The 23,775-nt window shown below is 38.0% G+C and carries 21 protein-coding genes and 1 tRNA gene; 13 read left to right on the top strand and 9 right to left on the bottom strand.

The window, feature by feature from the left end; all coding sequences use genetic code 11:
• The first annotated feature begins 53 nt into the window (after window positions 1–53).
• On the top strand, window positions 54–386 hold the full coding sequence (locus tag ACNART_RS02735; protein WP_023581949.1) for an SMR family transporter: 333 nt from the start codon (window positions 54–56) through the stop codon (window positions 384–386).
• A gap of 33 nt (window positions 387–419) precedes the next feature.
• Entirely contained in the window at window positions 420–728 is a 309-nt protein-coding gene (locus ACNART_RS02730; protein ID WP_198619915.1) for a DUF333 domain-containing protein, read from the top strand.
• Window positions 729–812: 84 nt separating this feature from the next.
• On the opposite strand, the gene dsbB is transcribed toward ACNART_RS02730, so the two are convergent.
• Entirely contained in the window at window positions 813–1,337 is a 525-nt protein-coding gene (dsbB, locus tag ACNART_RS02725; protein WP_109373574.1) for a disulfide bond formation protein DsbB, read from the bottom strand.
• Between the two features lie 178 nt (window positions 1,338–1,515).
• Complete coding sequence (gene nhaB, locus ACNART_RS02720) at window positions 1,516–3,060, bottom strand: sodium/proton antiporter NhaB (RefSeq protein WP_109373573.1); 1,545 nt, start codon at window positions 3,058–3,060, stop codon at window positions 1,516–1,518.
• A 233-nt stretch (window positions 3,061–3,293) separates the two neighbouring features.
• On the opposite strand from nhaB, the gene fadR reads away from it, so the two are divergent.
• From fadR to ACNART_RS02695, 5 genes are all read left to right on the top strand, one after another.
• A complete protein-coding gene (gene fadR / locus ACNART_RS02715; RefSeq protein WP_109373572.1) occupies window positions 3,294–4,013 on the top strand; it encodes a fatty acid metabolism transcriptional regulator FadR in 720 nt (239 codons plus the stop codon).
• Between the two features lie 474 nt (window positions 4,014–4,487).
• Window positions 4,488–5,792: a D-amino acid dehydrogenase gene (locus ACNART_RS02710; protein WP_109373571.1), complete on the top strand. Its 1,305-nt coding sequence runs from the start codon at window positions 4,488–4,490 to the stop codon at window positions 5,790–5,792.
• Between the two features lie 13 nt (window positions 5,793–5,805).
• Entirely contained in the window at window positions 5,806–6,918 is a 1,113-nt protein-coding gene (gene alr / locus ACNART_RS02705) for an alanine racemase (RefSeq protein ID WP_198619916.1), read from the top strand.
• Window positions 6,919–6,967: 49 nt separating this feature from the next.
• Window positions 6,968–9,271, top strand: coding sequence for a carbamoyltransferase HypF (hypF, locus tag ACNART_RS02700; RefSeq protein WP_368926594.1), 2,304 nt, complete (start codon window positions 6,968–6,970; stop codon window positions 9,269–9,271).
• Between the two features lie 101 nt (window positions 9,272–9,372).
• A complete protein-coding gene (locus ACNART_RS02695; protein ID WP_368926596.1) occupies window positions 9,373–10,125 on the top strand; it encodes a MipA/OmpV family protein in 753 nt (250 codons plus the stop codon).
• 101 nt (window positions 10,126–10,226) lie between these two features.
• Here ACNART_RS02695 and ACNART_RS02690 read toward each other — a convergent pair whose 3' ends face one another.
• Together ACNART_RS02690 and gapA are read right to left on the bottom strand one after the other, a co-directional pair.
• Window positions 10,227–11,111 carry a D-hexose-6-phosphate mutarotase gene (locus ACNART_RS02690; RefSeq protein ID WP_196532547.1) on the bottom strand — a complete coding sequence of 295 codons (885 nt, stop codon included), beginning with the start codon at window positions 11,109–11,111 and terminating at the stop codon, window positions 10,227–10,229.
• A 114-nt stretch (window positions 11,112–11,225) separates the two neighbouring features.
• Complete coding sequence (gene gapA, locus ACNART_RS02685) at window positions 11,226–12,221, bottom strand: glyceraldehyde-3-phosphate dehydrogenase (RefSeq protein ID WP_109372088.1); 996 nt, start codon at window positions 12,219–12,221, stop codon at window positions 11,226–11,228.
• Window positions 12,222–12,564: 343 nt separating this feature from the next.
• Here gapA and msrB point away from each other — a divergent pair, with 343 nt between their 5' ends.
• Together msrB and ACNART_RS02675 are read left to right on the top strand one after the other, a co-directional pair.
• Window positions 12,565–13,002 (top strand): peptide-methionine (R)-S-oxide reductase MsrB, encoded by a 438-nt coding sequence (gene msrB / locus ACNART_RS02680; RefSeq protein WP_196532548.1) that lies wholly within the window; start codon window positions 12,565–12,567, stop codon window positions 13,000–13,002.
• Window positions 13,003–13,083: 81 nt separating this feature from the next.
• The gene (locus ACNART_RS02675; protein WP_100160296.1) at window positions 13,084–13,365 is read left to right on the top strand and encodes a YeaC family protein; all 282 of its coding nucleotides are present in this window, start codon (window positions 13,084–13,086) and stop codon (window positions 13,363–13,365) included.
• A gap of 107 nt (window positions 13,366–13,472) precedes the next feature.
• Here the strand turns inward: ACNART_RS02675 and pncA are convergent, their stop codons facing one another.
• From pncA to sppA, 3 genes are all read right to left on the bottom strand, one after another.
• Window positions 13,473–14,117, bottom strand: a complete 645-nt coding sequence (gene pncA / locus ACNART_RS02670; RefSeq protein WP_198630157.1) for a bifunctional nicotinamidase/pyrazinamidase — start codon at window positions 14,115–14,117, stop codon at window positions 13,473–13,475.
• Window positions 14,118–14,139: 22 nt separating this feature from the next.
• Complete coding sequence (ansA, locus tag ACNART_RS02665; protein ID WP_109372094.1) at window positions 14,140–15,162, bottom strand: asparaginase; 1,023 nt, start codon at window positions 15,160–15,162, stop codon at window positions 14,140–14,142.
• A 244-nt stretch (window positions 15,163–15,406) separates the two neighbouring features.
• Window positions 15,407–17,263 carry a signal peptide peptidase SppA gene (sppA, locus tag ACNART_RS02660; RefSeq protein ID WP_368926599.1) on the bottom strand — a complete coding sequence of 619 codons (1,857 nt, stop codon included), beginning with the start codon at window positions 17,261–17,263 and terminating at the stop codon, window positions 15,407–15,409.
• A 545-nt stretch (window positions 17,264–17,808) separates the two neighbouring features.
• On the opposite strand from sppA, the gene ACNART_RS02655 reads away from it, so the two are divergent.
• The 3 genes from ACNART_RS02655 to ACNART_RS02645 are packed head-to-tail and all read left to right on the top strand — an operon-like array spanning window position 17,809 to window position 21,385.
• Complete coding sequence (locus ACNART_RS02655; RefSeq protein WP_023581966.1) at window positions 17,809–18,360, top strand: NAD(P)H nitroreductase; 552 nt, start codon at window positions 17,809–17,811, stop codon at window positions 18,358–18,360.
• Between the two features lie 15 nt (window positions 18,361–18,375).
• Window positions 18,376–19,419: a selenide, water dikinase SelD gene (selD, locus tag ACNART_RS02650; protein WP_198619923.1), complete on the top strand. Its 1,044-nt coding sequence runs from the start codon at window positions 18,376–18,378 to the stop codon at window positions 19,417–19,419.
• Between the two features lie 4 nt (window positions 19,420–19,423).
• Window positions 19,424–21,385 carry a DNA topoisomerase III gene (locus ACNART_RS02645; RefSeq protein ID WP_198619924.1) on the top strand — a complete coding sequence of 654 codons (1,962 nt, stop codon included), beginning with the start codon at window positions 19,424–19,426 and terminating at the stop codon, window positions 21,383–21,385.
• Window positions 21,386–21,453: 68 nt separating this feature from the next.
• Here the strand turns inward: ACNART_RS02645 and xthA are convergent, their stop codons facing one another.
• Window positions 21,454–22,260, bottom strand: a complete 807-nt coding sequence (xthA, locus tag ACNART_RS02640) for an exodeoxyribonuclease III (protein WP_198619925.1) — start codon at window positions 22,258–22,260, stop codon at window positions 21,454–21,456.
• Window positions 22,261–22,708: 448 nt separating this feature from the next.
• Here xthA and ACNART_RS02635 point away from each other — a divergent pair, with 448 nt between their 5' ends.
• Window positions 22,709–23,572, top strand: a complete 864-nt coding sequence (locus tag ACNART_RS02635) for a LysR family transcriptional regulator (RefSeq protein WP_198619926.1) — start codon at window positions 22,709–22,711, stop codon at window positions 23,570–23,572.
• Window positions 23,573–23,604: 32 nt separating this feature from the next.
• On the opposite strand, the gene ACNART_RS02630 is transcribed toward ACNART_RS02635, so the two are convergent.
• Window positions 23,605–23,689 (bottom strand) — tRNA-Tyr (locus tag ACNART_RS02630).
• Window positions 23,690–23,775: the final 86 nt, after the last annotated feature.

Raw genomic sequence — 23,775 nt, 5'->3', positions numbered from 1 at the left:
TCGCTTGTGATAGAATTCACAAAATTGACTTTGTATAGGATTAAGGCGAAAAAATGAATGGATTAACTTACTTAATGTTGGCAATTATATCTGAAGTCATTGCGACAACAATGCTGAAAGCTTCTGATGGTTTTAGCCGATTATATCCATCTATTGTAGTCGTCATTGGTTACTGTCTTTCTTTTTGGGCACTTTCTCAAGTGGTAAGAGTTATGCCATTAGGTATTGCTTATGCAATATGGAGTGGATTAGGGATAGTTTTAGTCTCTGTTGCAGCAGTATTTCTTTATCAACAAAAACTCGATTTACCTGCCATTGTTGGTATGACTTTAATTATTGCTGGTGTTTTAGTTATAAATCTACTTTCAAAAAGTGCTTCACACTAATAGGAATAACTGGAATAAATTAGGGTGTCTTTGATGCAAAAGAAATTTAAAACAGCTTGTTATCTTATTATGTTGACTAGCTTTGCTTTTATTGCAGGATGCAGTAATTCAGCGCAGACACAATATTCATCTACACAAATGGTTAGTAAAAGTCGAACGATACCGACAACCAGCCTTGATATTCCCTTAGAAGAATCAGCCAAGGCAACCTGTGTCTTTTCAGGTGGTGTGCCTTCTTTAAACTATGAATTGCATGGCGGTCAGACGCCAGTGTGTCAATTTGCTAATGGTAAGCGTTGTAGTGAACAAGCTTTAATTGAAGGGGCTTGCATTCCAGGTTAAAGCTTATTTGGGGTTGAATGCTGAATCACCATTTCTCTATTATAAAAATAGCCTTTAGTTTATCGCTAAAGGCTATTTTCTTTTTTATTCTTTTGTCTTAAAAGAACTTGTTATTTGGCTCATTAATACTAATAAACCTACAACAAAATAAGCAGAGAAAATAATAAGCATCCATTGTGGCATTTCTAAAGTTAAGAATTGCCATTGGCTGACAGAGCAATCACCGGTTGCTTGGAATACAGAAGGGAACCAATCTTGCAGGGCAAACCAAGAAGGTAAAGTGACAAAGAAATCACAGGTTGCAAAAGGTGATGGATTCAGAATAAGTTGTGTATGCTCCCAAGCTAGTTCAATTCCTCGGTATGCAGAATAAATCCATAAGAAACTACCCGCCATACGCATAAGAGCCATTTTAGGTGCAGATGCCCCAATCAATGCAGCAACTAAGATCCCTAATACTGCGATACGTTGATAGACGCACATTACGCAAGGCATTAATTCCATTCCGTACTGAAAATACAATGCAGCACCTTCAAGACCTATTGCTGTTAATGCAAGCAACAGCCATGAAAAACGGCTTTGTGACCAGTGACGAAGAGAAGTCAGCATAATAATATCCATTTAAATATTAAATAAAATAAGTGCCTATTCTGCCCAAAAATCAAGCGCAAAAAAAGTTAAAACCTGTTATTTCACAAATATTTACATTCAAGCTTATTTTAATGAAAAAAATAGGACTTTTATCAAATAAAAGTCCTATTTATGTGGTGTAACTGTGGATCTATTGTTATGGAATAGCAACTAAACCAATTTCATAAAACCAGTGTGTTGCAGGAACAAGCCAAAATTCAACAGCCAGTAAACCAAGCAATGTCATTACAATTGTATATGGCAGTGCCATTATCACCATACGGCCATATGATAAACGGATAAGTGGTGATAATGCCGATGTTAATAAGAACAGGAATGCGGCTTGACCATTTGGCGTCGCAACAGAAGGTAAGTTTGTACCTGTATTAATAGCAACACCAATATGTTCATATTGTGATTGGCTAATTAATCCATTTTGCAATGCTGTTAAAGCTTCACTGATATAAACCGTACCCACAAACACGTTATCTGAAATAGCAGATAGTAGACCATTAAAGAGGTAAAAAAGAGACAATTGTGAGGATTCTGAAGCTTGAAGAACAAACTGAATAATAGGGCCAAATAATTGTTGATCAATAATAACAGCAACAATAGAGAAGAAAACAGTCAATAACGCAGTGAAAGGTAAGGCTTCTTCAAATGCTTTACCAAGAGCGTGTTCTTCTGTGATCCCACAAAATGCAGTGGCAAGAATAATAACAGATAAACCGATAATACCGACTTCTGCTAAATGGAGCGCTAAAGCAACAATCAACCAAATACCAATTAATGCTTGGATCATCAGTTGTGCTTTTTCTTGAGAAGTGCGTTTTTCACTGTTTTTCTTATCGTATTCAGTGAGAACTTTACGAACTAAATCAGGTAATTCAGCACCATAACCAAAGAGCTTAAAGCGTTCTACAAGGTAGCACACTGCAAGGCCAGCAAAGAAAACAGGAATAGTGACAGGTGACATTCTGATAAAGAAGGTCACAAAATCCCACTCTAAATGTTTTGCAATAATAAGGTTTTGTGGTTCACCAACCATGGTCATTACGCCACCTAATGCAGTACCAACACCCGCATGCATCATTAAGCTACGTAAAAAAGCACGGAATTGTTCTAAAGTTTGTTTTTTTTCTGCGGTATCAATAAATCCATCATTATTTAATTCTGCACCTGATTGGTTAGAAGCGAAATTATGATAAATAGAATAGAAACCGAGAGAGACACTGATTACAACCGCGATAACGGTTAAAGCATCTAAAAAGGCAGATAAAAATGCACTTGCGAAGCAAAAGGCAATAGACAACATTCGTTTAGAGCGAATGGATAACAGCAGTTTAGTAAAAGCAAACAGTAATAATTGCTTCATAAAATAGATACCTGCAACCATAAAGACAAGAAGCAAAATCACTTCAAGGTTGTTGGCAATTTCATGACCAATCTGTTTTGGGCTAGTCATACCAATGATGACGGCCTCAATAGCAAGTAATCCTCCGGGTTGTAACGGGTAACACTTTAGCGCCATAGCCAGTGTAAAAATAAATTCTACAACTAATAGCCAACCGGCGACAAAAGGGTCAACAAAGAAAAAAATCAGTGGGTTGATAATTAAAAAAGTAAGAATAGCAAGCTTATACCAATCTGGGGAATTCCCCATAAAGTTCTTTAGTAGTGCTTGTCTTATACTCATATCCATTAGGTTTCTCATCCTCCAAATAGAGATTTTAAGCGCAATGATGCGCAATTTAACCATAGTACGCGCTAATCGCTGTGAAATTAAGCGCCTCAGTAATAATAAATTGATAAAGCTACATCAAGTTTTATGATGCCATTCACTATTTAATGATGGTTGAGCTATATCAAAATTACGCATTCTGATATTATCTTTTCCATTATTAGCAGAAAAATCGCTTCGGAAGAAATAAAAATATGGTTATTAAGGCTCAAAGCCCCGCAGGTTTTGCGGAAGAGTATATTGTTGAAAGCATCTGGAATAATCGTTTTCCTCCTGGATCTATTCTTCCAGCGGAACGTGAGCTCTCTGAATTAATCGGTGTTACAAGAACCACATTAAGAGAAGTGTTACAACGCCTTGCTCGTGATGGTTGGTTAACAATTCAACACGGAAAGCCAACGAAGGTAAACAATTTCTGGGAAACATCAGGCCTTAATATCCTTGAAACAGTCGCTCGTCTCGATCATGATCGAGTACCACAGTTAATAGATAACTTATTGGCCGTCAGAACCAATATCTCAGCTATTTTTATACGTACAGCATTTAGAAATAGCCCTGAAAAATGTATTGAAATTTTAAACCATGAGCTTACTACTGAAAATAGCGCTGATGAGTTTAGTGAACTGGATTACAACATTTTCCGTGGATTGGCGTTTGCATCAGGTAACCCAATTTATGGTCTTATCTTAAACGGCTTAAAAGGGCTTTATACGCGCGTAGGTCGTTATTATTTCTCAAATATTCAAGCCAAAGAACTCGCATTAGCATTCTATAAAAAACTGGCTGCATTATGTGAGCAAAAAGATGTCGAGCATGTCATGGAATGTGTCCGTCAATATGGTAAAGACAGTGGTGTTATCTGGCAAAGTTTACAGTCACCATTACCAAGTGACCTAGAAGAAGTAAAACGCTAATTACGTTTGCTGCTTTATCACAATAGAAAAACCAGTATGCATATAATTTGTGATACTGGTTTTTTTATGCTTTTTAAAAAGCCAATGTGTCATTTTTTAGGCAATGCTTTAAATAGGTTATTTTTAGTAAAAAGAGTAACCAAAGTGAGTTAATTTAGGCGTTATCATCTTAAAATAAGCTAATTTTTAGATTTTAATAAAGTTCCAATTTTCTTTTCCTACACCTTAAAATCCCTTCAATTTAAAATAATTTACTAATCAATATTTTTATAATTTACAGTAAAAATAATATATCATTGATTTTACTGGTTAATTAAATGTTTTTTTTTGAAAATCATCTGTCGAATAACAATCAAATGTGACTTAACTCTAAAATCTATCTTTTTATTGGCTTAGATGATTATTCTATATTGGCTTTTTGTGTATGGAATATTATTCTTATGTTATATCAATGTAAATTATTGGAGTCTTGCCATGAAAGTGATCATCTTAGGTGGCGGCGTTATTGGTGTAACGAGTGCGTGGTATCTTGTGCAACAAGGCCATGAAGTCATTGTTGTTGATAGACAAAATAGTGCAGCTGAAGAGACGAGTGCAGGTAATGCAGGCCAAATATCTCCAGGGTATGCAACGCCTTGGGGCGCGCCAGGTATTCCATTAAAAGCAGTTAAATGGATGTTTCAAAAGCACGCACCATTAGCGATTAAACCCGATGGCTCACTTTTCCAATTACGTTGGATGTGGCAAATGTTACGTAATTGTGATGCGTCACATTACACTATGAATAAAAGCCGCATGGTGCGTATTGCCGAATATAGCCGTGATTGCATTCGTCAGTTACGCCAAGACACTGGCATTGAATATGAAGGTCGCCAAGGCGGCACTCTGCAACTTTTCCGTGATCAAAAGCAATTTGATAATGCAGCCAATGATATTGCTGTATTAAAGCAAGAAGGCGTTGCTTATGAATTGTTAACTGCGGATCAACTAAAATTAGCCGAACCTGCACTTGAGCATGTTAGTCACAAATTGACAGGTGGTTTACGTTTACCAAATGATGAAACGGGTGATTGCCAAACTTTCACGAAAAGACTCGCTAAAATGGCAGAAGATGCAGGTGTTACTTTCTTGTTTAACAAAGAAATCAAACATTTGTTATTTGATGGTGATAAAGTAGCGGGTGTTCAATGTCATGATGGATTATTAACAGCCGATCATTATGTTGTTGCCATGGGCTCTTATTCAACAGAGTTTTTGAAAAACAAAGTCGCTATTCCAGTTTACCCTCTTAAAGGTTATTCACTTACGATGCCGATTATTGATGCTTCAAGAGCACCAACATCCACTATTTTAGATGAAACTTATAAAATCGCAGTAACTCGTTTTGATGAGCGAATTCGTGTTGGCGGAATGGCAGAAGTCGTTGGTTTTAATCTGGATATTTTAAAATCGCGCTGTGAAACATTAAAAATGGTTGTACAAGATCTCTATCAAGGTGGTGGTGATATTGAGAAAGCCACTTTTTGGACAGGTTTAAGACCTATGACACCTGATGGTACACCAATTGTAGGACCTACGGCTTATCGCAATTTATCATTAAATACAGGGCACGGCACATTAGGTTGGACAATGGCATGTGGCTCTGGACAATTATTGGCTGATTTAATTTCAGGGAATAAACCTGCTATTGCCGCTGATGATTTATCTGTGTTTCGGTATATCGATGGCTTTAATACTAAATTGCTCTTACCGGGGCAAAAACTTGATGCAGCTTATTAATTGAGGAAAAAACATGTCCAGACCCACAAAAGTAACCATTAACCTCGATGCATTAAGCCATAATCTATCTGTTATTAAAGAGAGAGTCAGAGGCAGCAAAGTGTGGTCTGTTGTAAAAGCAGATGCTTATGGACATGGATTATCCTGTGTTTGGCCGGCATTAAGTCATACTGATGGTTTTGCATTAATTGAGTTAGACAAAGCTATCATGTTAAGAGAGCAAGGATGGGTTGGTCCCATCCTTTTACTCGAAGGTTTTTTTAAACCAGAAGATGTCTATTTACTCGAGCGTTATTCACTTACCACCGCAGTGCATTCAGATTGGCAATTTGATGCCATAGAAAAAGCACAATTAGAAAGACCTATCAATATTTATCTTAAGCTTAATAGTGGAATGAACCGTTTAGGTTATCGTCCTGATGCTTATCAACAAGCGATTGATCGTGCGAAAAGTATCAAAAATATTGGTTCAATTATCCAAATGTCGCATTTTGCTAATGCAGATACTGGATTGAACATGAATGCACAAAAGGCCGCCATTAATCAGGCAATGGTAAATGAATTACCTCGGTGTTTGGCAAATTCAGCTGCAACGTTATTTGATCCTGAAACTTATCAAGATTGGGTACGCCCAGGTATTATTTTATATGGTGTTTCGCCTTCGGGTGTTTGGCAAGATATTGCTAATTTCGATTTACAACCCGTAATGACATTTAATAGTGAAATATTAGCCATTCAACAAGTCAAAAAAGGTGAGCAGATAGGTTATGGTAGCCGATATACCGCTGAGCGTGATATGCGGATCGGTGTTGTTGCCTGTGGTTATGCTGATGGTTATCCAAGACACGCACCAGACGGTACACCTGTTATTGTTAATGGACATAAAACACAATTGGTAGGGCGCATCTCTATGGATATGCTAACCATTGATGTTACGGATTTTCCTGATGTCAATTACGGTAGTCCAGTTGAATTATGGGGGAAAGAACTTCCTGTTGATGATGTTGCAATGGCATGTGGCACTATTGGTTACGAATTACTGTGTGCAATAGCACCAAGAGTTATTGTTGAAGTGATGATAAATTTACCTAATTCCACTTTTTCTGATCTAAATGAAAGTTGTTGATAATCACTAAACTAGAATAAGATTAAATTTATTTTGATTTGGTGATCCTATGAGTAACGGCATTGCATTGCGTGTGAAAGGAAAGGTTCAAGGCGTTGGATTTCGCCCATTTGTTTGGCAATTAGCTCATCGTTTTGGTTTATTAGGGCAAGTGAGCAATGATAGTTTGGGGGTATTGATACATTTAACGCCTTCACCTAAAAATGCACTCTTTATAGAGGCATTAAAAGCAGAATGCCCACCATTAGCACGTATTGAACGTATAGAAGAATCACCTTATCAATGGGAACAGCTGCCTACTGATTTTATTATTGTAAAAAGTGGTGGTGGCGAAATGGATACACAAGTTGTTCCTGATGCAACAACTTGCCAAGCTTGCATTGATGAATTGTTTGACCCACAAAATCGTCGTTATCATTATCCTTTTATTAACTGCACACATTGTGGCCCTCGTTTTACTATTATAAAAAAAATGCCTTATGACAGGCCTTTTACTTCTATGTCTGAATTTCCATTCTGCCCTGAATGTAAACATGAATATGAAGATCCCGCAGATAGACGGTTTCATGCTCAGCCTAATGCATGCCCTGTATGTGGGCCTCATATCTGGCTTACAGATAATCAGGGTAAAGAGTTAGCAACGAAAGAGCTTGCATTAACCCAAGCTTGTGAAGCATTACTTGCTGGAAAAATTGTTGCAGTTAAAGGTATTGGTGGTTTTCATTTAGTGTGTGATGCACGTAATAATGAGAGCGTTGCATTATTACGCGAACGCAAGTACCGACCCGCAAAGCCATTAGCTGTGATGATCACAGGAATTGATCAAATTAAAGCAGATAAGCAAGATCTCGATTTTCTTCCTACAGCTATCCAAACATTGCAAAGCACCGCAGCCCCAATTGTATTAGTCCCTAAAACTGTTACACCTAAACTTGCGGAGCTTATTGCGCCGGGATTAACTGAAATTGGTGTTATGTTGCCAGCCAATCCACTGCAACATCTATTAGCGCGTGGTACGAACATTCCTCTTGTTATGACATCAGGAAATGCATCAGGCCATACACCAGCATTAAGTAATGAAGATGCCTTAATGCAATTGAAAGATATTGCAGATTTATTCTTAATGCATAATAGAGAAATTATACAAAGGGCGGATGATTCATTAGTTCGTATTGAGGGTAAACAGAGCGTCATGATCCGACGTTCTCGCGGGTATGTACCTGATGCGATTTCATTACCTGAAGATTTTGAGGCGCAACCGTCAGTGCTTGCAATGGGGGGCGATCTCAAAAATGTATTTTGCTTATTACGTCAGCATCAAGCCATTATGGGTCCTCATTTAGGGGATCTTGATGATTTAAGCGTGCGACAACAGTTGGTAAAATCGTTGGCTCTTTTCCAACAAATTTATCGCTTCACCCCTAAAGCAATTGCAATAGATGCGCATCCTAACTACATCAGTCATCGGTTGGGTAAGCAGTTTGCTCAAGAGCAAAATATTCCTGTTATTGAAGTCTCTCATCATCATGCACATATTGTTTCTTGTCTTGCTGAACATGGTCATACACATCAACAAGGTGCTGTTATTGGTATTGCTCTTGATGGATTAGGTTTTGGACAAGACGGGACTTTATGGGGCGGAGAATGTTTGCTGGTGGATTATCAAAAATCAGAACGGATTGGTGGGCTTCCTGCGGTTGCTATGCCAGGAGGCAATCTTGCCTCAGTTCAACCTTGGCGAAACTGGTTCGCACATTTAGCTACTTTTTCTAAAGATTGGCAAGGTAGTGTTATCGCCAAAATGATACCTAGTAATGATTTGCAAATATTAAGTAAGGCAGTAGAACGTGGTTTAAATTCGCCTAAAGCCTCTTCTTGTGGTCGGTTTTTTGATGCAGTTTCAGCATCATTAGGATTAGCGCCTAAAGAAATAAGTTGGGAAGGTGAAGCTGCATGTTACTTACAAACGGCGGCATTACAGTGTCATCAAGACAAACAAACAGAAATTATTAAGCAATATGGGCATTTGATGCCTGTAAAAAACAACTTGCTTGATCTATCTGTTTTTTGGACACAATGGGAAGATGTTGATCTTAATGTCAGTGAAAAAGCGTGGTTATTTCATTATTTATTAGCTGAAAGTTTAAGCAAAATTGCATTGCAATGTGCGGATGAACATCAGATTGATACCATTGTACTTACGGGGGGTGTGTTAAATAACATGCTACTCAAACACCTGTTTAAGAAAAAATTAAACAATAAAAAAGTATTAACACCTATGATGTTACCTGCTGGTGATGGCGGTATTGCATTAGGGCAAGCATTGATTGCTACACATTTAATGCAAAAATAAAATAATTATAGGTAAAATAATGCCAGTTTTAGTTAGTTGTGACTGAAATAGGTTTTTGGTTGCTACTTTATTAATGATTAATGACAATATGGAAAATCATCGTGAGTAATAAGAAGATTATCGTTTCTTTGGCCGTTATTGCAGGATTAAGCACGCCAGCAGCATTTGCTGGAGAATGGTCAATTGGTGGTTCAGTTTTAGCACAAGTCACTCCTTATAAAGGGGCTAAATCAAAAGATTATTTATTACCAGTACCGCAAGTTAATTACCAATCAGAGAATTTCTATTTCGCAACGTTAGCGGCGGGATATTACCTATGGAATACACCGAAAGATCAACTTTCTGTTGATTTACACTACTATCCTCAAGCCTTTAAACCAAGTGATAGTGACGATGAGCAAATGAAAAAACTGAATCGTCGCCGTGACACTATGATGGGTGGCTTTACTTATAAACACCACGAATCATGGGGTAGCTTAAGAGCGATCGTTTCTGGTGATATGCTAGGCAAAAGTAACGGTATTATCGCTGACGCCGCTTATTTATATCCTTTCGAATTTGGTAACTGGTCTTTACAACCAGGTGCAGGTGTTGTTTGGGAAAACAAAAAGCAAAACCGTTACGCTTATGGTATTACTCACGCAGAATCTCAACGTAGTGGTTTAGCAGAATATACGCCAAATGATAGCTGGAGACCGTATGTAGAGCTATCGGCGAACTATAAGTTTGCTGAAAACTGGAATTTCTTTGTGATGGGACGTGTTGACCATTTGCCAAGTGAAGTGAAAGACAGCCCAATGGTAAATAAATCTGTTACAGCGATTGTGTGGACAGGTGTGACTTACGCATTCTAATTAGCGAAAATCTAACTAGAATTTAGTAAGATTAGCCATAATAAAAAAAGCTTCGATTCAAACTCGAAGCTTTTTTATGGTGGCAAGATATCAGTAATACTTTATTTTTCGGCAATATTTTTACGAACACGAACTACCAGAGATAAGCGACCAGGATGAACGTTATCTGGTTTTAATGGTTGGTGGATACGAGCGGTTTCTACGCAAGCCATTTTACGATAGCCACCTGTGCTCATATCTTTCATTGAACTTGCGAGTTCTGCACCGGGGTTCCAACATACCACATCACTATGATGGTAATGATGAACCTCAATTGTGCGATCCCAGCCATCATCATGAATAAGATTAAAATCGTCAGGCTCTGTATAAAGCCTGTCAGTGCGTCCATTGAAGCGTAATGAGGTTTCATCAGTGTAAACCTCTTTATCTGCCACGGTGTCAATGTAGTGGCCTCCTAAGCCAGTTACAGAGACATTATCAATGTCACTCACATTAAAATAAGAGTGAAGGGCGGCTGTCGCTTCATAATCACCGTAAGATTCTAATTCAACCTCACAGGTTGCGCCTAATTTAAAGCGAGCAATAACCGTAAACTCATGAGGCCAATATTTCTGCGTCTGCTGGCTCTCTTTTAGTGTCATGGTAATGAGTACGCCATCCTCTTGCTCTGTGTGAGCACTAAATTCCCAAGGAAGAATTCGTGCAAATCCATGGCTTGGTGTACCTGCTGAAGCAAACCAAGGCCAGCAAATAGGGATACCACCACGAATGGCAACACCGGGAGTGAAGAGAGAAGCTTCGCTTACCCAAAATACAGGATGCTCTTGTGCGGGTTGCCAAGCAATTAAATGTGCGCCTTGAAGACTGATAGCTGCGCGTACTTTAGGATGTGAAATAACAAGGATAGGAAGTTCGCCTAATTGCCGACGACTTAAGTAAGGTGATATTTGTTCAATAATCGGCAAAGAAAAAATTTTCTCATTCATTATTTTATGACCTTATGTCACTGACTATTTCAATACAATAAACTGACTGGCTAGAAAATAAAAGAGCCACCGAAAAGGTGGCTCTAAAAGAAATCGTGACTTTCTAAACTCTAATTATTTAGAGATATGAGAAATCAGATCCAGAACTTTGTTTGAATAACCAACTTCGTTATCGTACCAAGCAACTAATTTAACAAAGTTGTCGTTCAGTGCGATACCTGCTTTAGCATCAAATACTGAAGTCAGAACTTCACCGTTGAAGTCAGTTGAAACAACTGCATCTTCAGTGTAGCCCAGAACGCCTTTCAGTTCGCCTTCAGCTGCTGCTTTGATAGCGTCACAGATTTGAGCGTAAGTTGCTGGTTTTTCCAGACGTGCAGTCAGGTCAACAACAGAAACGTTAGGAGTAGGAACACGGAAAGACATACCAGTCAGTTTGCCGTTCAGTTCAGGGATAACTTTACCTACCGCTTTAGCAGCACCAGTTGATGATGGGATGATGTTTTGAGAAGCACCACGACCACCACGCCAGTCTTTTGCAGATGGACCATCAACAGTACGTTGAGTTGCAGTTGTTGCGTGAACAGTAGTCATCAGACCTTCAACGATACCGAAGTTATCGTTGATAACTTTAGCTAAAGGCGCTAAGCAGTTAGTAGTACAAGATGCGTTAGAAACGATATCTTGGCCTGCGTATGATTTATGGTTTACGCCCATTACGAACATTGGTGTGTTGTCTTTTGAAGGACCAGTCAGAACAACTTTTTTCGCACCAGCTTGGATGTGTTTACGAGCGGTTTCATCAGTTAAGAACAGACCAGTTGCTTCTGCAACAACGTCAGCACCGACTTCGTTCCATTTCAGATTTGCTGGATCTCTTTCTGAAGTTACGCGGATGGTTTTACCATTAACAACGAGGTGGCCATCTTTTACTTCAACAGTACCGTTGAAACGGCCATGAGTTGAATCGTATTTCAGCATGTATGCCATGTAGTCTGCGTCTAACAGATCGTTAATACCTACGATTTCGATATCTGAACGTTCTTGAGCAGCACGGAAAACGATGCGGCCGATACGACCAAAACCATTAATACCTACTTTGATAGTCATATGTATTCCACCAGCTTTAATTTAGTGAATTAAAAAGTTGCTTCTAAAGTTACCAAAACCGCGCCAATCGTCAAGCGGAATCGTGTCAATAATTGCAAAAAATCAATTAAAAAAACACTTTTCGCTTAAAGATTGGTCGTTTTAGCCAAATGTTACGCTGTGTATTATCGGGATCAACGCCGATAAATGAAGTTACCTTTGCTCCGTTATGTGAAATTCATCACATTTCAAAAACTAAAGATTACTCTTGATGATTTTAGACCATATTTTCCAGATTTGTTGTTAAATCTTTGTTATTATTCACTGTTGTTTTAAAAAGCATTTTTCTGGGCAAGAGGTCGATATGGCAGATAATGAAAAGAAAGTGAATATTTCAAGTAATAACAATCACCTTGATTTATCAACACTCAACGAAATGCAACGTTATGTAACGCAACAGCAAGGCACAGAACCGCCATTTAGTGGTAAATTATTACACAACCGTCAAACAGGAATTTATCACTGTTTATGTTGTTCTGCTCCTCTGTTTTATTCAGATACAAAATTTGATGCGGGATGTGGTTGGCCAAGCTTTTATCAACCTGTTAGTGATAATGCAATTCGCTATATTGATGATTTTTCTCATAATATGAAAAGAACTGAAATCCGTTGTCAGCAATGTGATGCACATTTAGGTCATGTTTTTAATGATGGCCCAGCTCCAACAGGGGAGCGTTATTGTGTTAATTCAGCATCTCTTTCATTTACGAATAGTGAAACAGGCGAAAAACAAGTCGGTTAACTCAATTAAGTTAACAAAATAATAACAACTGAAAAAACGATTCAGCCATTTCAAATGATTATTTAGCTTATGGAGCAATCAATGGAAGTTAATGAACTTATTTCGATGGTAACCCCTGAAATTTATCAGCGTATTTCAACCGCAGTTGAACTAGGTAAATGGCCTGATGGTGTTGCATTGACCGATGAGCAAAAAGAACATTGCATGCAGATTGTTTTATTATGGCAGGCGAAAAATAACCACACACCTGAGCATATGACGGTAGGCACTAATGGACAAATTACCATGAAGAGCAAACAAGAATTAAAAGCTCAGTTTCAATCTGAACGCTTAGCGACGTTAACGCCAATGGATGATGAATAAAACCTGTGTTGAATGGATAGAATAAATATAAAAATGGGCTATTTATTAACCGAATTGGTTAAAATTAGCCCCTTTTTCATTTTATGAAGATAAAGAAAATAACGAACTTATTGATTGTTACGATTAAGCCAATGTGCTGAATCAATTAATGCTGCGCCTTTTGCTCTCATCTCTTCTAGTGCTTTTTCGCTATCGTCATCTTGAATATTGACACCGCGACAACCGTCTGTAACAACTGAAACCTGATATCCTAATAACAACGCATCTAGCACTGTAAATTTGACACAGTAATCCGTAGCAATTCCTAAAATATAAAGATGTTTTATATTTAATGTCTGCAAAAGTGTATGCAAACCTGTTTGGTATTCATGGTCGTTATCAAAAAAAGCACTATAACTATCAATAAGGTGATTTTGCCCTTTGTAAATAATATGATTAATCAGTGCTTGGTTTAATTCAGGATGAAATGCAGCGCCATAAGAATTTTGTACGCAATGTATTGGCCACCAAACTTGTGGTAATCCATTAAGAGTACCTACCTCTCCCACAACTGTGCCTGAATTTTCAGCAAAGCTAAGATGATCGGCTGGATGCCAGTCTAAACTGGCGATAATAGGATTTTTAGATTGCTTGAAACTATGAATAAGTTGATTGGCTGTTTGTATAACTATGTCGCTTTCATTAACAGCTAATGCACCACCTGTACAAAAATCATTTTGTATATCAACCAATAACAGTGCAGAATTTTTCACCACTTTTACCTTTAGATTAAACTTAGTCGTTATCGTCTAATGTCATTTCACCGCGTAGGTTTTGTTGCATTAGTCGGCAGATTTCAGTGTAATTATATTGTTGGCTAAGAAGATAATGCAGTTTAGTTAATGTTGCTTCAAATGTCATATCAAAGCCACTGATCACCCCAACTTCCGCTAATGCTTGACCTGTTGCATAACCTTCCATATTCACTCGGCCAGAAATACATTGTGTAAGGTTGATAACAACAATACCACGCTCTGTTGCTTCACGTAGGGTAGAAAGTAAAGCTGGGTGTGATGGTGCATTACCGACACCATAAGAGCGCAATATTAAGGCTTTCACAGGTTGCATCAGGATGTTTTTAACGACTTCATCGGAAAGACCCGGATAAATTGTGACAACACCGATAGGTTGAGGCGTAATATTATGTGCAGTAAATTCACCATTTCCTTTAGGAAAGGAATTAATTTTAAATTGTTTAATATTAATGCCCGCTTCTAACAGTGGTGCGCTATTTGGCGATGCAAAGGCATTAAAGCCGTCGGCATGTGCTTTTACGGTGCGGTTTCCGCGATACAGCGTGTTATTGAAAAATAGAGCCACTTCATTAATTGGATGATGAGCAGCAAGATAAAGCGCATTTAATAGGTTTGTTTGTCCATCAGACCGTAAGGCTTCTAAAGGAATTTGAGAGCCAGTAACAATAATAGGCTTGCTAAGATTCTCAAACATAAAAGAGAGTGCAGAAGCAGTAAATGCCATTGTATCAGTACCATGAAGAATAACGAATCCATCATAGTTGTGATAATTTTCACTAATATCATCAGCAATAGATTGCCAATCTTCAGGGGTAATATTTGAAGAGTCGATCAGCGGAAGATGCTCTTTGATTGTGAAATCAGGCATTTCTTCACGATGGAACTCTGGCATTTTGGCTAATTGGCGTTGTAAATGTCCTGATACAGGAATATAGCCGTGTTCAGAATGTTGCATACCAATAGTACCACCCGTGTATACAACGTAGATTGATTTCTTTTGCATCAGACAAAACACTCTTATTAGGCTGTGAGAAATACCTGATTATAGGGAGTTTACAGAATAAAAAAAGGAAAGGATGCTAAAAAAAGAAAATAGAGATTAATGAATATCTGCTTTAAATCATTGTGTTAAAAATACTATTGATAAAAACGGGCAAAAAATAATCTTCAGTATATTATGCTAAACAAAGTCAGGAAAAAAGAGAAAAACACCTGCTCTGAAAGAGCAGGTGTTGAGACAAAAACGGCTATTGAATATCACCACAAGATAAGCAATACACATAGCGGTTAAGCGGATCATTCATATTGCGATAAAACTCCGTTTGTGATTTTACTTCTCTTAAAACAGGGGCTGGTAAATAAGCTTGTAATGGATCAGGGATAATAGCTTTTGCATTATTTGATAAGCTCATGATTATCTGTTCAGAGAGACTTAATTCTGGCTTCATCCAATCAATAACAGGCTCTTTAATTTTTGCCATTTTAGCAACGGCATCAATGGCATCATCAAAATCACCAAACTCATCGACTAAGCCCACATTTTTTGCATCTATTCCTACCCACACTCGACCTTGAGCAATACGATCAATTTGAGCTGGCGTTTTTTTACGAGATTCAGCCACTAAATTAAGAAATGTTTTATAACCACTTTCGATATTCAGTTGTAACAACTCGGCAAATTCTTCAGGCAACTTATTGGTGACAGATAATCCTGCTAAAGGTGATGTTGTGACACCATCGGTATAAACACCAATAGACTCTAGGCTGTTTTCAAAGGTATTAATAACACCGAAAATACCAATAGAACCCGTTAATGTTGAAGGACTAGCAATAATCTTATTTGCAGGTGTGGAGATCCAATATCCTCCTGATGCTGCTAATCCTCCCATTGAAACAACCACATGTTTTTTCTGTTGTTTAAAGGCTTCAACTTCACTGCGAATTTGTTCTGATGCTGAAACACTACCACCTGGGCTATTTACACGTAATACAAGTGCTCGAATATTAGGATCTAAACGGGCTTGGCGAATTTGATTTGCAATGGTGGAACCGCCTGCGGAGCCCGGAATGCTTTCGCCGTCAATAATGGCGCCTTGAACAACGACTACGGCAATATTACCTTCATCATTTGCAGGTAATGATGAAGTTAACGTATCGGCATAATCATAAATACTGATATTGTTAAATTGCTTGTTCTCTTTATCCCACTGAAAGGTTTCTGTCATATCAGCTTCAAATTGAGCGTATGAGCTGACAGAATCCACTAATTTACGATTTAGCGCATAAGTTGCGTTATCCCCATCTGCATTGCGTAGCTGTGCAATCATCTCTTTTGCACCTGGGAAAACATCTTCTGTGGTAATGCTACGGTTTTCTGCCACTTGGGTTAAATAAGTAGACCACAGCGCATTAACTAAACGTAATGAAGCTTCTCGAGATTCCGCAGACATATCATTGCGCATTAACGGTTCAACCGCAGATTTATACGTTCCTACGCGGAAAATATGAGTACTTACTTTTAAATTTTCTAACAGTGTTTTGTAATAGAGATTTTGAAAGCCAAAACCATAAACACCCACTGCACCTTGAGGTGTGAGATAAATTTTATCTGCATAAGAAGCGAGATAATATTGCGGCTGACTGTAATAGCCACTCACTGCAAAAATCGGTTTGCCTGTTTTTTTAAATTCAGTAAGTGCCTTACCAATATAATTTAGCGAAGGCTGATCTGCGCCGACAAATTCATCAAGTTTAAGCACCATACCTTTAATTTTCGGATCTTGAGAGGCTAGGCGTAGTGTATCGACGACTTCAAATAATGAATTTTCTTGGAGCTGGCTACCCGAAACGCCTAAAAGCTCACGCCCAACTTCCCCTAAAGGATTTTGGGTTGCAGTTTGGTCAACAATCACACCTTTAAGATCAACAAGAAGGGCGCCTTCATAATCCATTGGTTTTTGTGCTTCTTTGCTAATTAAGAAAATACCAATGACCACAAAGAGAAGGAAAAAGAAAATAACGTTTAAGATTAATTTTCTGATAAAGTTAATGGCTTGCCAACTGAATTTTAATATTGCGCCGATTAACTCCATAATTTTATTCATATTATCTCCACATCATGTAAAGCTAAAATTTAATCCTAAACAGTCATGCTAGAATTATTGGTAAGCAGGCTACATCTACATAATCTCATACTATTAAAACAAAAAATGTTGTTATCAATAGAGAGAATAGTAATAACAATAAAGGAATATTCTAATATAGCTCTTATTGAATGTCTGTCATTGATTTTTAGGAAAACACTAATGATAACTTTTTACTTAAGATGTTATTAAGCAAACATTTATCTTACGTAAAAATAGTTAAATAAATTCACACAAAAAGGCATCAAAGTAATATAGAAAATCGTCAAATTAAAAAGAAAAATAGGATCAAAATCAGCTTAAATTAACTTAGTAAGCTAAGATTAATCATTTTATGAACAATAAATTACGATTAAATGACCACACACCTGATTTTTAGAAAAATTCCCGCCTAAATCTGCGGATGGTGGTAATATAACAGTTTGTTATACTGCGAATTGATAAGAACTGTCCATCCCCATAAGAATGGGATCTTGCTAAAATAAAATGCTGACAGGAGAATAAAAATGGATGCATTAACACTGCTTTTGAACCGCCGTTCAGCTTCCCGACTGACTACTCCAGCCCCCGATAGTGAAGCCCTCAATACTATTTTACAAGCCGGTATGCGCGCGCCTGATCATGGTGCACTTAAGCCGTGGCATTTCGTTGTGATGCAAAATGAAGGCATTGAACGCTTTAGCCAATTACTACATAAAGCCGCGGTTGTGGGTAATTTAGGGCCAGAAGTTGAAGAAAAAGCAAAAAATGCACCTTTTCGTGCCCCATTGATCATCACGGTCATTGCGAAAGTGAAAGATCATCCTAAAGTTCCTGAATGGGAGCAAGTTGTTGCAGCCGGTTGTAGTGTACAAGCAATGCAAATGGCCGCTGTTGCTCAAGGATTTGGGGGGATTTGGCGTTCAGGCTCTTGGACTCATGATGCAGTTGTAAGAGAAGGACTTGGCTGTGGTGAACATGACCAGATTATTGGTTTCCTTTATTTAGGCACGCCAGCCCTGAAAGCGCCAATGACGGTTTCTCCTGCTGACTTAACTGATTTTGTGACTTATTTTTAAAAAGGATGGCATGTTATGTCTGAAGCAATTCGTTTAACACAATACAGTCATGGTGCAGGTTGTGGTTGTAAGATCTCGCCAAAAGTTTTAGAAACCATTTTACATAGCGAACAAGCTAAGTTTCATGATCCTCACTTACTTGTAGGTAATGAAACCAAAGATGATGCTGCTGTTTATGATTTAGGAAATGGCACAGGTATTATCAGTACTACTGATTTCTTTATGCCAATCGTTGATAATCCTTATGATTTTGGGCGTATCGCTGCAACGAATGCAATCAGTGATATTTTTGCAATGGGCGGAAAACCTATTATGGCAATCGCAATTCTAGGCTGGCCTATTAGTAAACTGGCACCTGAAATTGCGCGTGAAGTGATTGAGGGGGGTCGAGCTGCTTGCCAAGAAGCAGGCATTTCACTGGCTGGTGGTCACTCAATTGATGCGCCAGAACCTATTTTTGGCCTTGCCGTTACAGGTGTCGTGCCTGTGAGCAAAGTGAAGAAAAACAGTGAAGCTAAAGCAGGATGTCAGCTCTTTTTAACTAAACCTTTGGGTATTGGTGTATTAACAACGGCTGAGAAAAAAGGTTTGTTAAAACCAGAGCACCAAGGTTTAGCAACAGAAATTATGTGCCGTATGAATAAAGCCGGTTCTGATTTTTCTGATATCGAAGGCGTCACTGCAATGACAGACGTTACAGGATTCGGTTTATTAGGGCATTTAAGCGAAATCTGTGATGGCTCTGGTGTACAAGCCACCATTCATTTCTCACGAGTCCCAAGATTGCCAGAAGTAGAGTCTTATATTGAACAAGGCTGTGTTCCTGGTGGTACAGGTCGTAACTTTGAAAGTTATGGTCATTTAATTGGTGAGATCACTGAAATGCAACGTAAATTACTCTGTGATCCGCAAACATCAGGTGGCTTATTATTAGCTGTATTACCTGAAGCCGTGGAACAGGTTAAAGAGGTCGCTGCTCGTTTTGATATTGAACTAACCTCTATCGGTGAGTTAACTGAGCCAGTGGCAGGAAAAGCGTTGATTGAAGTGACTAACTAACGTAATGAGATTATTTATTGCAGAAAAACCCAGCCTTGCTCGCGCTATTGCTGATGTATTGCCAAAGCCCCATAAACGGGGCGATGGCTTTATTCTTTGTGGTGATAACCAGTATGTGACGTGGTGTGTTGGTCACTTACTTGAACAAGCTGAGCCGGATGCATACGACCCGCGGTACGCCCGCTGGTCGTTAGATGATTTGCCCATTATTCCTGAAAAATGGCAACTCAAGCCCCGAGCTGATGTTAAAAAGCAGCTAGAAACCATCAAAACACTACTTAAGCAGGCAAAAGAAGTGATCCACGCGGGGGACCCCGATCGTGAAGGTCAGCTCTTAGTCGATGAAGTACTTAACTATTTAAATATCAGTGAAGAGCAAAGAAAACAGGCGCGTCGTTGCTTAATTAATGACTTAAACCCAGCGGCAGTGACGCGAGCTATTGATAAGCTACGTTATAACCATGAGTTTGTACCATTGTGCGTATCTGCTTTAGCGCGAGCAAGAGCAGATTGGCTTTATGGTATTAACATGACTCGAGCGTATACGCTATTAGGTCAGCGTAATGGTTATCAAGGTGTATTGTCAGTAGGGCGAGTACAAACGCCAGTATTAGGCTTAGTGGTTCGGCGTGATGAAGAAATTGAAAACTTCGTTCCTAAAGATTTTTTTGAAGTTAAAGCACATGTTGTAACACCTGCCGATGAACGCTTTACCGCGATTTGGCAACCAAGTGAACATTGTGAACCTTGGCAAGATGAAGAAGGGCGATTATTAAATCGTAAGCTTGCAGAGCATGTTGTTGAGAGAATTCAAGGCAAGCCAGCGAATGTTACAGATTACCAAGATAAACAAGAGTCTGAAATTGCCCCATTACCCTTTTCGCTTTCAGCGTTACAAATTGAAGCGGCAAAACGTTTTGGTTTAAGCGCACAACAAGTCTTAGATACCTGCCAGCGATTATATGAAACGCATAAATTAATTACTTATCCGCGTTCTGATAGCCGTTATCTTCCTGATGAACATTTTGCTGGCCGCCATGCCGTTATTAATGCGATCAGCACACATGACGCAAGCTTATTACCGCAAGATACTCTAGATATTGATAAAAAGAATCGTTGCTGGGATGATAAAAAAGTTGATGCTCACCATGCGATTATTCCAACAGCAAAAACGGGCAATATCTCATTAAGTGAAAATGAGAAAAATATTTATTATCTCGTGGCTCGCCAATATCTAATGCAATTTATGCCTGATGCTGTCTATCGTAAATGCGTTATTGAACTTGATATTGAGAATGGCAAATTTATCGCTAAAGCGCGTTTTTTAGCGCAAGCAGGATGGCGAGTTTTATTAGGTGCGAAAGAGCAAGATGCTGAAAATGACGGCTCTGCATTGCCAATAGTGGCTAAGGGTGATGAACTGCTGTGTGAAAAGGGAGAGATTGTTGAAAAGCAAACACAGCCTCCAAGACCTTTTACTGATGCAACATTGCTTTCTGCTATGACTGGAATTGCGCGCTTTGTTCAAGATAAAGAACTTAAGAAAATCCTAAGAGCAACGGATGGATTAGGCACTGAGGCGACAAGAGCGGGAATTATTGAGCTGTTATTTAAGCGTGGTTTTTTGCAAAAGAAAGGGCGAGCCATTAATTCAACCCCAGCGGGTAGAGCATTAATTCATGTATTGCCAGATATGGCAACTTTACCGGATATGACTGCACATTGGGAATCGATACTCACGCAAATTAGTGAGAAACAATTTAAATATCAAGATTTTATGATGCCATTAAATAACACCTTGATAGAGTTGATTACTCAAGCGAAGCGTCGTCCAAATATTCAAGCTTTCAGAAATCTTCCCGCACCCGCGCATAATAAAAAGCGCAAGACAGCAACTAAAGGAAGTAACAAAGCAAGCCCCGCGAAAAATAAAGCGCAGAGTAAAGAAACAACTACTGATAATTAAGCACAAATAAAAAAGCACTTCCTTTATTATTTAGGGAAGTGCTTTTACTGAATTAAGATTTTATCTGATTAGATTTTAAATTCAGCCCAAACTGGTGCGTGATCAGATGGTTTTTCCATTCCACGGATCTCGTAATCAATTCCTGTTGAAATACAATTATCCGCTAAGCAGCGACTTGCTAGAAGTAAGTCAATGCGTAAGCCTCGGTTATCATCAAACCCTTTAGAACGATAGTCAAACCACGAGAATTTATCATCAGCTTCAGGATGTTGTTGGCGGAATGTATCTGTTAACCCCCAACCCATTAAGGTTGCCAGCCATTCCCGCTCTTCTGGTAGGAAAGAACATTTACCTGTTTTTAACCAACGTTTCATATTATTTTCGCCAATACCAATATCTTTATCTGTTGGGCTAATATTTAAATCACCCATAATAAGTACTGGAGAGGTTGGTTTTAAGCTGGTGGTTAGGTAATTTTGCAGGTCAGCATAGAATTTTTCTTTTGCTGGAAATTTAGTTTCATGATCACGGCTTTCGCCTTGAGGGAAATAACCGTTCATAACTGTTAATAAACCCGCTGGTGTTTCGATATCTGCCATGATCATTCGACGTTGAGCATCATCCTCATCGCCAGGAAAGCCTTTACGTACTGCGACAGGTTTTTCTTTTGTGAGTAAGGCAACTCCATAATGCCCTTTTTGACCATGATAGAAAACATGATAACCCAAGGCACCCACCGTATCTAATGGAAACATATCATCATGAACTTTCGTTTCTTGAAGCCCAATAACATCTGGCTGATGTTTTTCTATGATAGCTTCAAGTTGGTGAGGACGAGCGCGTAAACCATTAATATTGAAAGAGACAAATTTCATGTGACTGTAACCATTTATATATTGAATAATAGGATGTCTTATACTAGCAGGATCATAAAATGAATGTAAGCAAATCACTGAAATGATGGCACAGCTTATCAAGAGAAAGATAAAATGAGATAAAAAATAAAGGCCATTAAATAAAGCGCGCTAATTTAATAAAAATAATTAATTGTATAACAAAAAATATTAATTAAACAAACTAGAAACATAAACTAATCTTTGATAGAAGAATATAAGTATTATTATTCTTTATATGTGAAGAATGATGACATAATAAAAATAATATTGTAGTTATAAATTGTATTCATTAAAAGGAGGTAAAAGAATATTTATATAAGACTGCTTTTATATAAAATTAATTTTTAAATTAATTAATCACTATTTTATTTACATTAAATGAATCAATGAAATTATTTTATTCTACACAGCAAAGGAATGGTGAATTATGTTTTTTTCTCGTAAGTTAGAAGCCTTTATGGCTGTAGTCGAAAACGGCTCGTTAAGTAAAGCGGCGCGGGTGATGAATCGCACGACGCCTCCCGTCGCTAAATCTATCAAAGACTTTGAAGCCGTGTTAGGAAAGCGTTTATTTAAGCGAGAGAAGTTTGGTATGAGTTTAACCCAAGAGGGTCTTGAGCTTTATAATGATTTGAAATCGCTCTATCTTCAGGAAAAAGAGATAACTAAAAAACATATCTCGGGGATTATAAATAATAGCATTCATGTTTATTATGATTGGGGAAAAAGTCAGTATTTAACTCAGTTTTATCAAGCAGCAAATAAAAATTATTCCCATATAAATATAATGCGATTTTCAAGAGAAAACTTTGAAGAAATACCCGACTATGATGGTAATACATTAATATTAAGTTCTGAGAAAATTATTAGTGAAAAATTTAGTCTTCTTCATAAAATAGAAAATAAACACTTGGGTATTTGTTGTCAAAAAACACTCGTGAATAGTGTGAATAATAATATTGATAGGCTTTTAAGTGAAAATATTTGGTTATGTGATCCGGCATTATACAAAACAGCTAAGATAAAAAAATTAGAGAGTGAAATTGGGGATAGAGGAAAGACAGTGTGTGTCAGAATAATGGATGATCTTAATTGCTGTTTACGTTTTATTCAAACGCATCATTCTCTTTTATTAACAGATGAAAACCCATTGAAAAGTGAGTATGAAGCAGATTTATGCTTTATACCATTAATTCAGCCTGAAATTCAGTATAGCTGTTATATCTATAAATCTAAGTATCATTCAAGTGTATTGAATCGATTTTTGGATTTAATTAATAAAATGAAATAAAAAGAATTTTTTGGGGTAAAGCTAAGAGGAGATGGTGGTGGGAGAAGGATTCGAACCTTCGAAGTCTGTGACGGCAGATTTACAGTCTGCTCCCTTTGGCCGCTTGGGTATCCCACCAACATTAAATTGTTTTGCTGTCCGTGACAGCGGGCGCAATAATACCAAATACCTGAGATCTGTAAAGCGCTATTTTACTAAAAACA

This window comes from Proteus sp. LHD240705 (assembly GCF_047921555.1).
Taxonomy (GTDB): Bacteria; Pseudomonadota; Gammaproteobacteria; order Enterobacterales; family Enterobacteriaceae; genus Proteus.
This window is presented reverse-complemented; position numbering and strand designations above follow the sequence as displayed.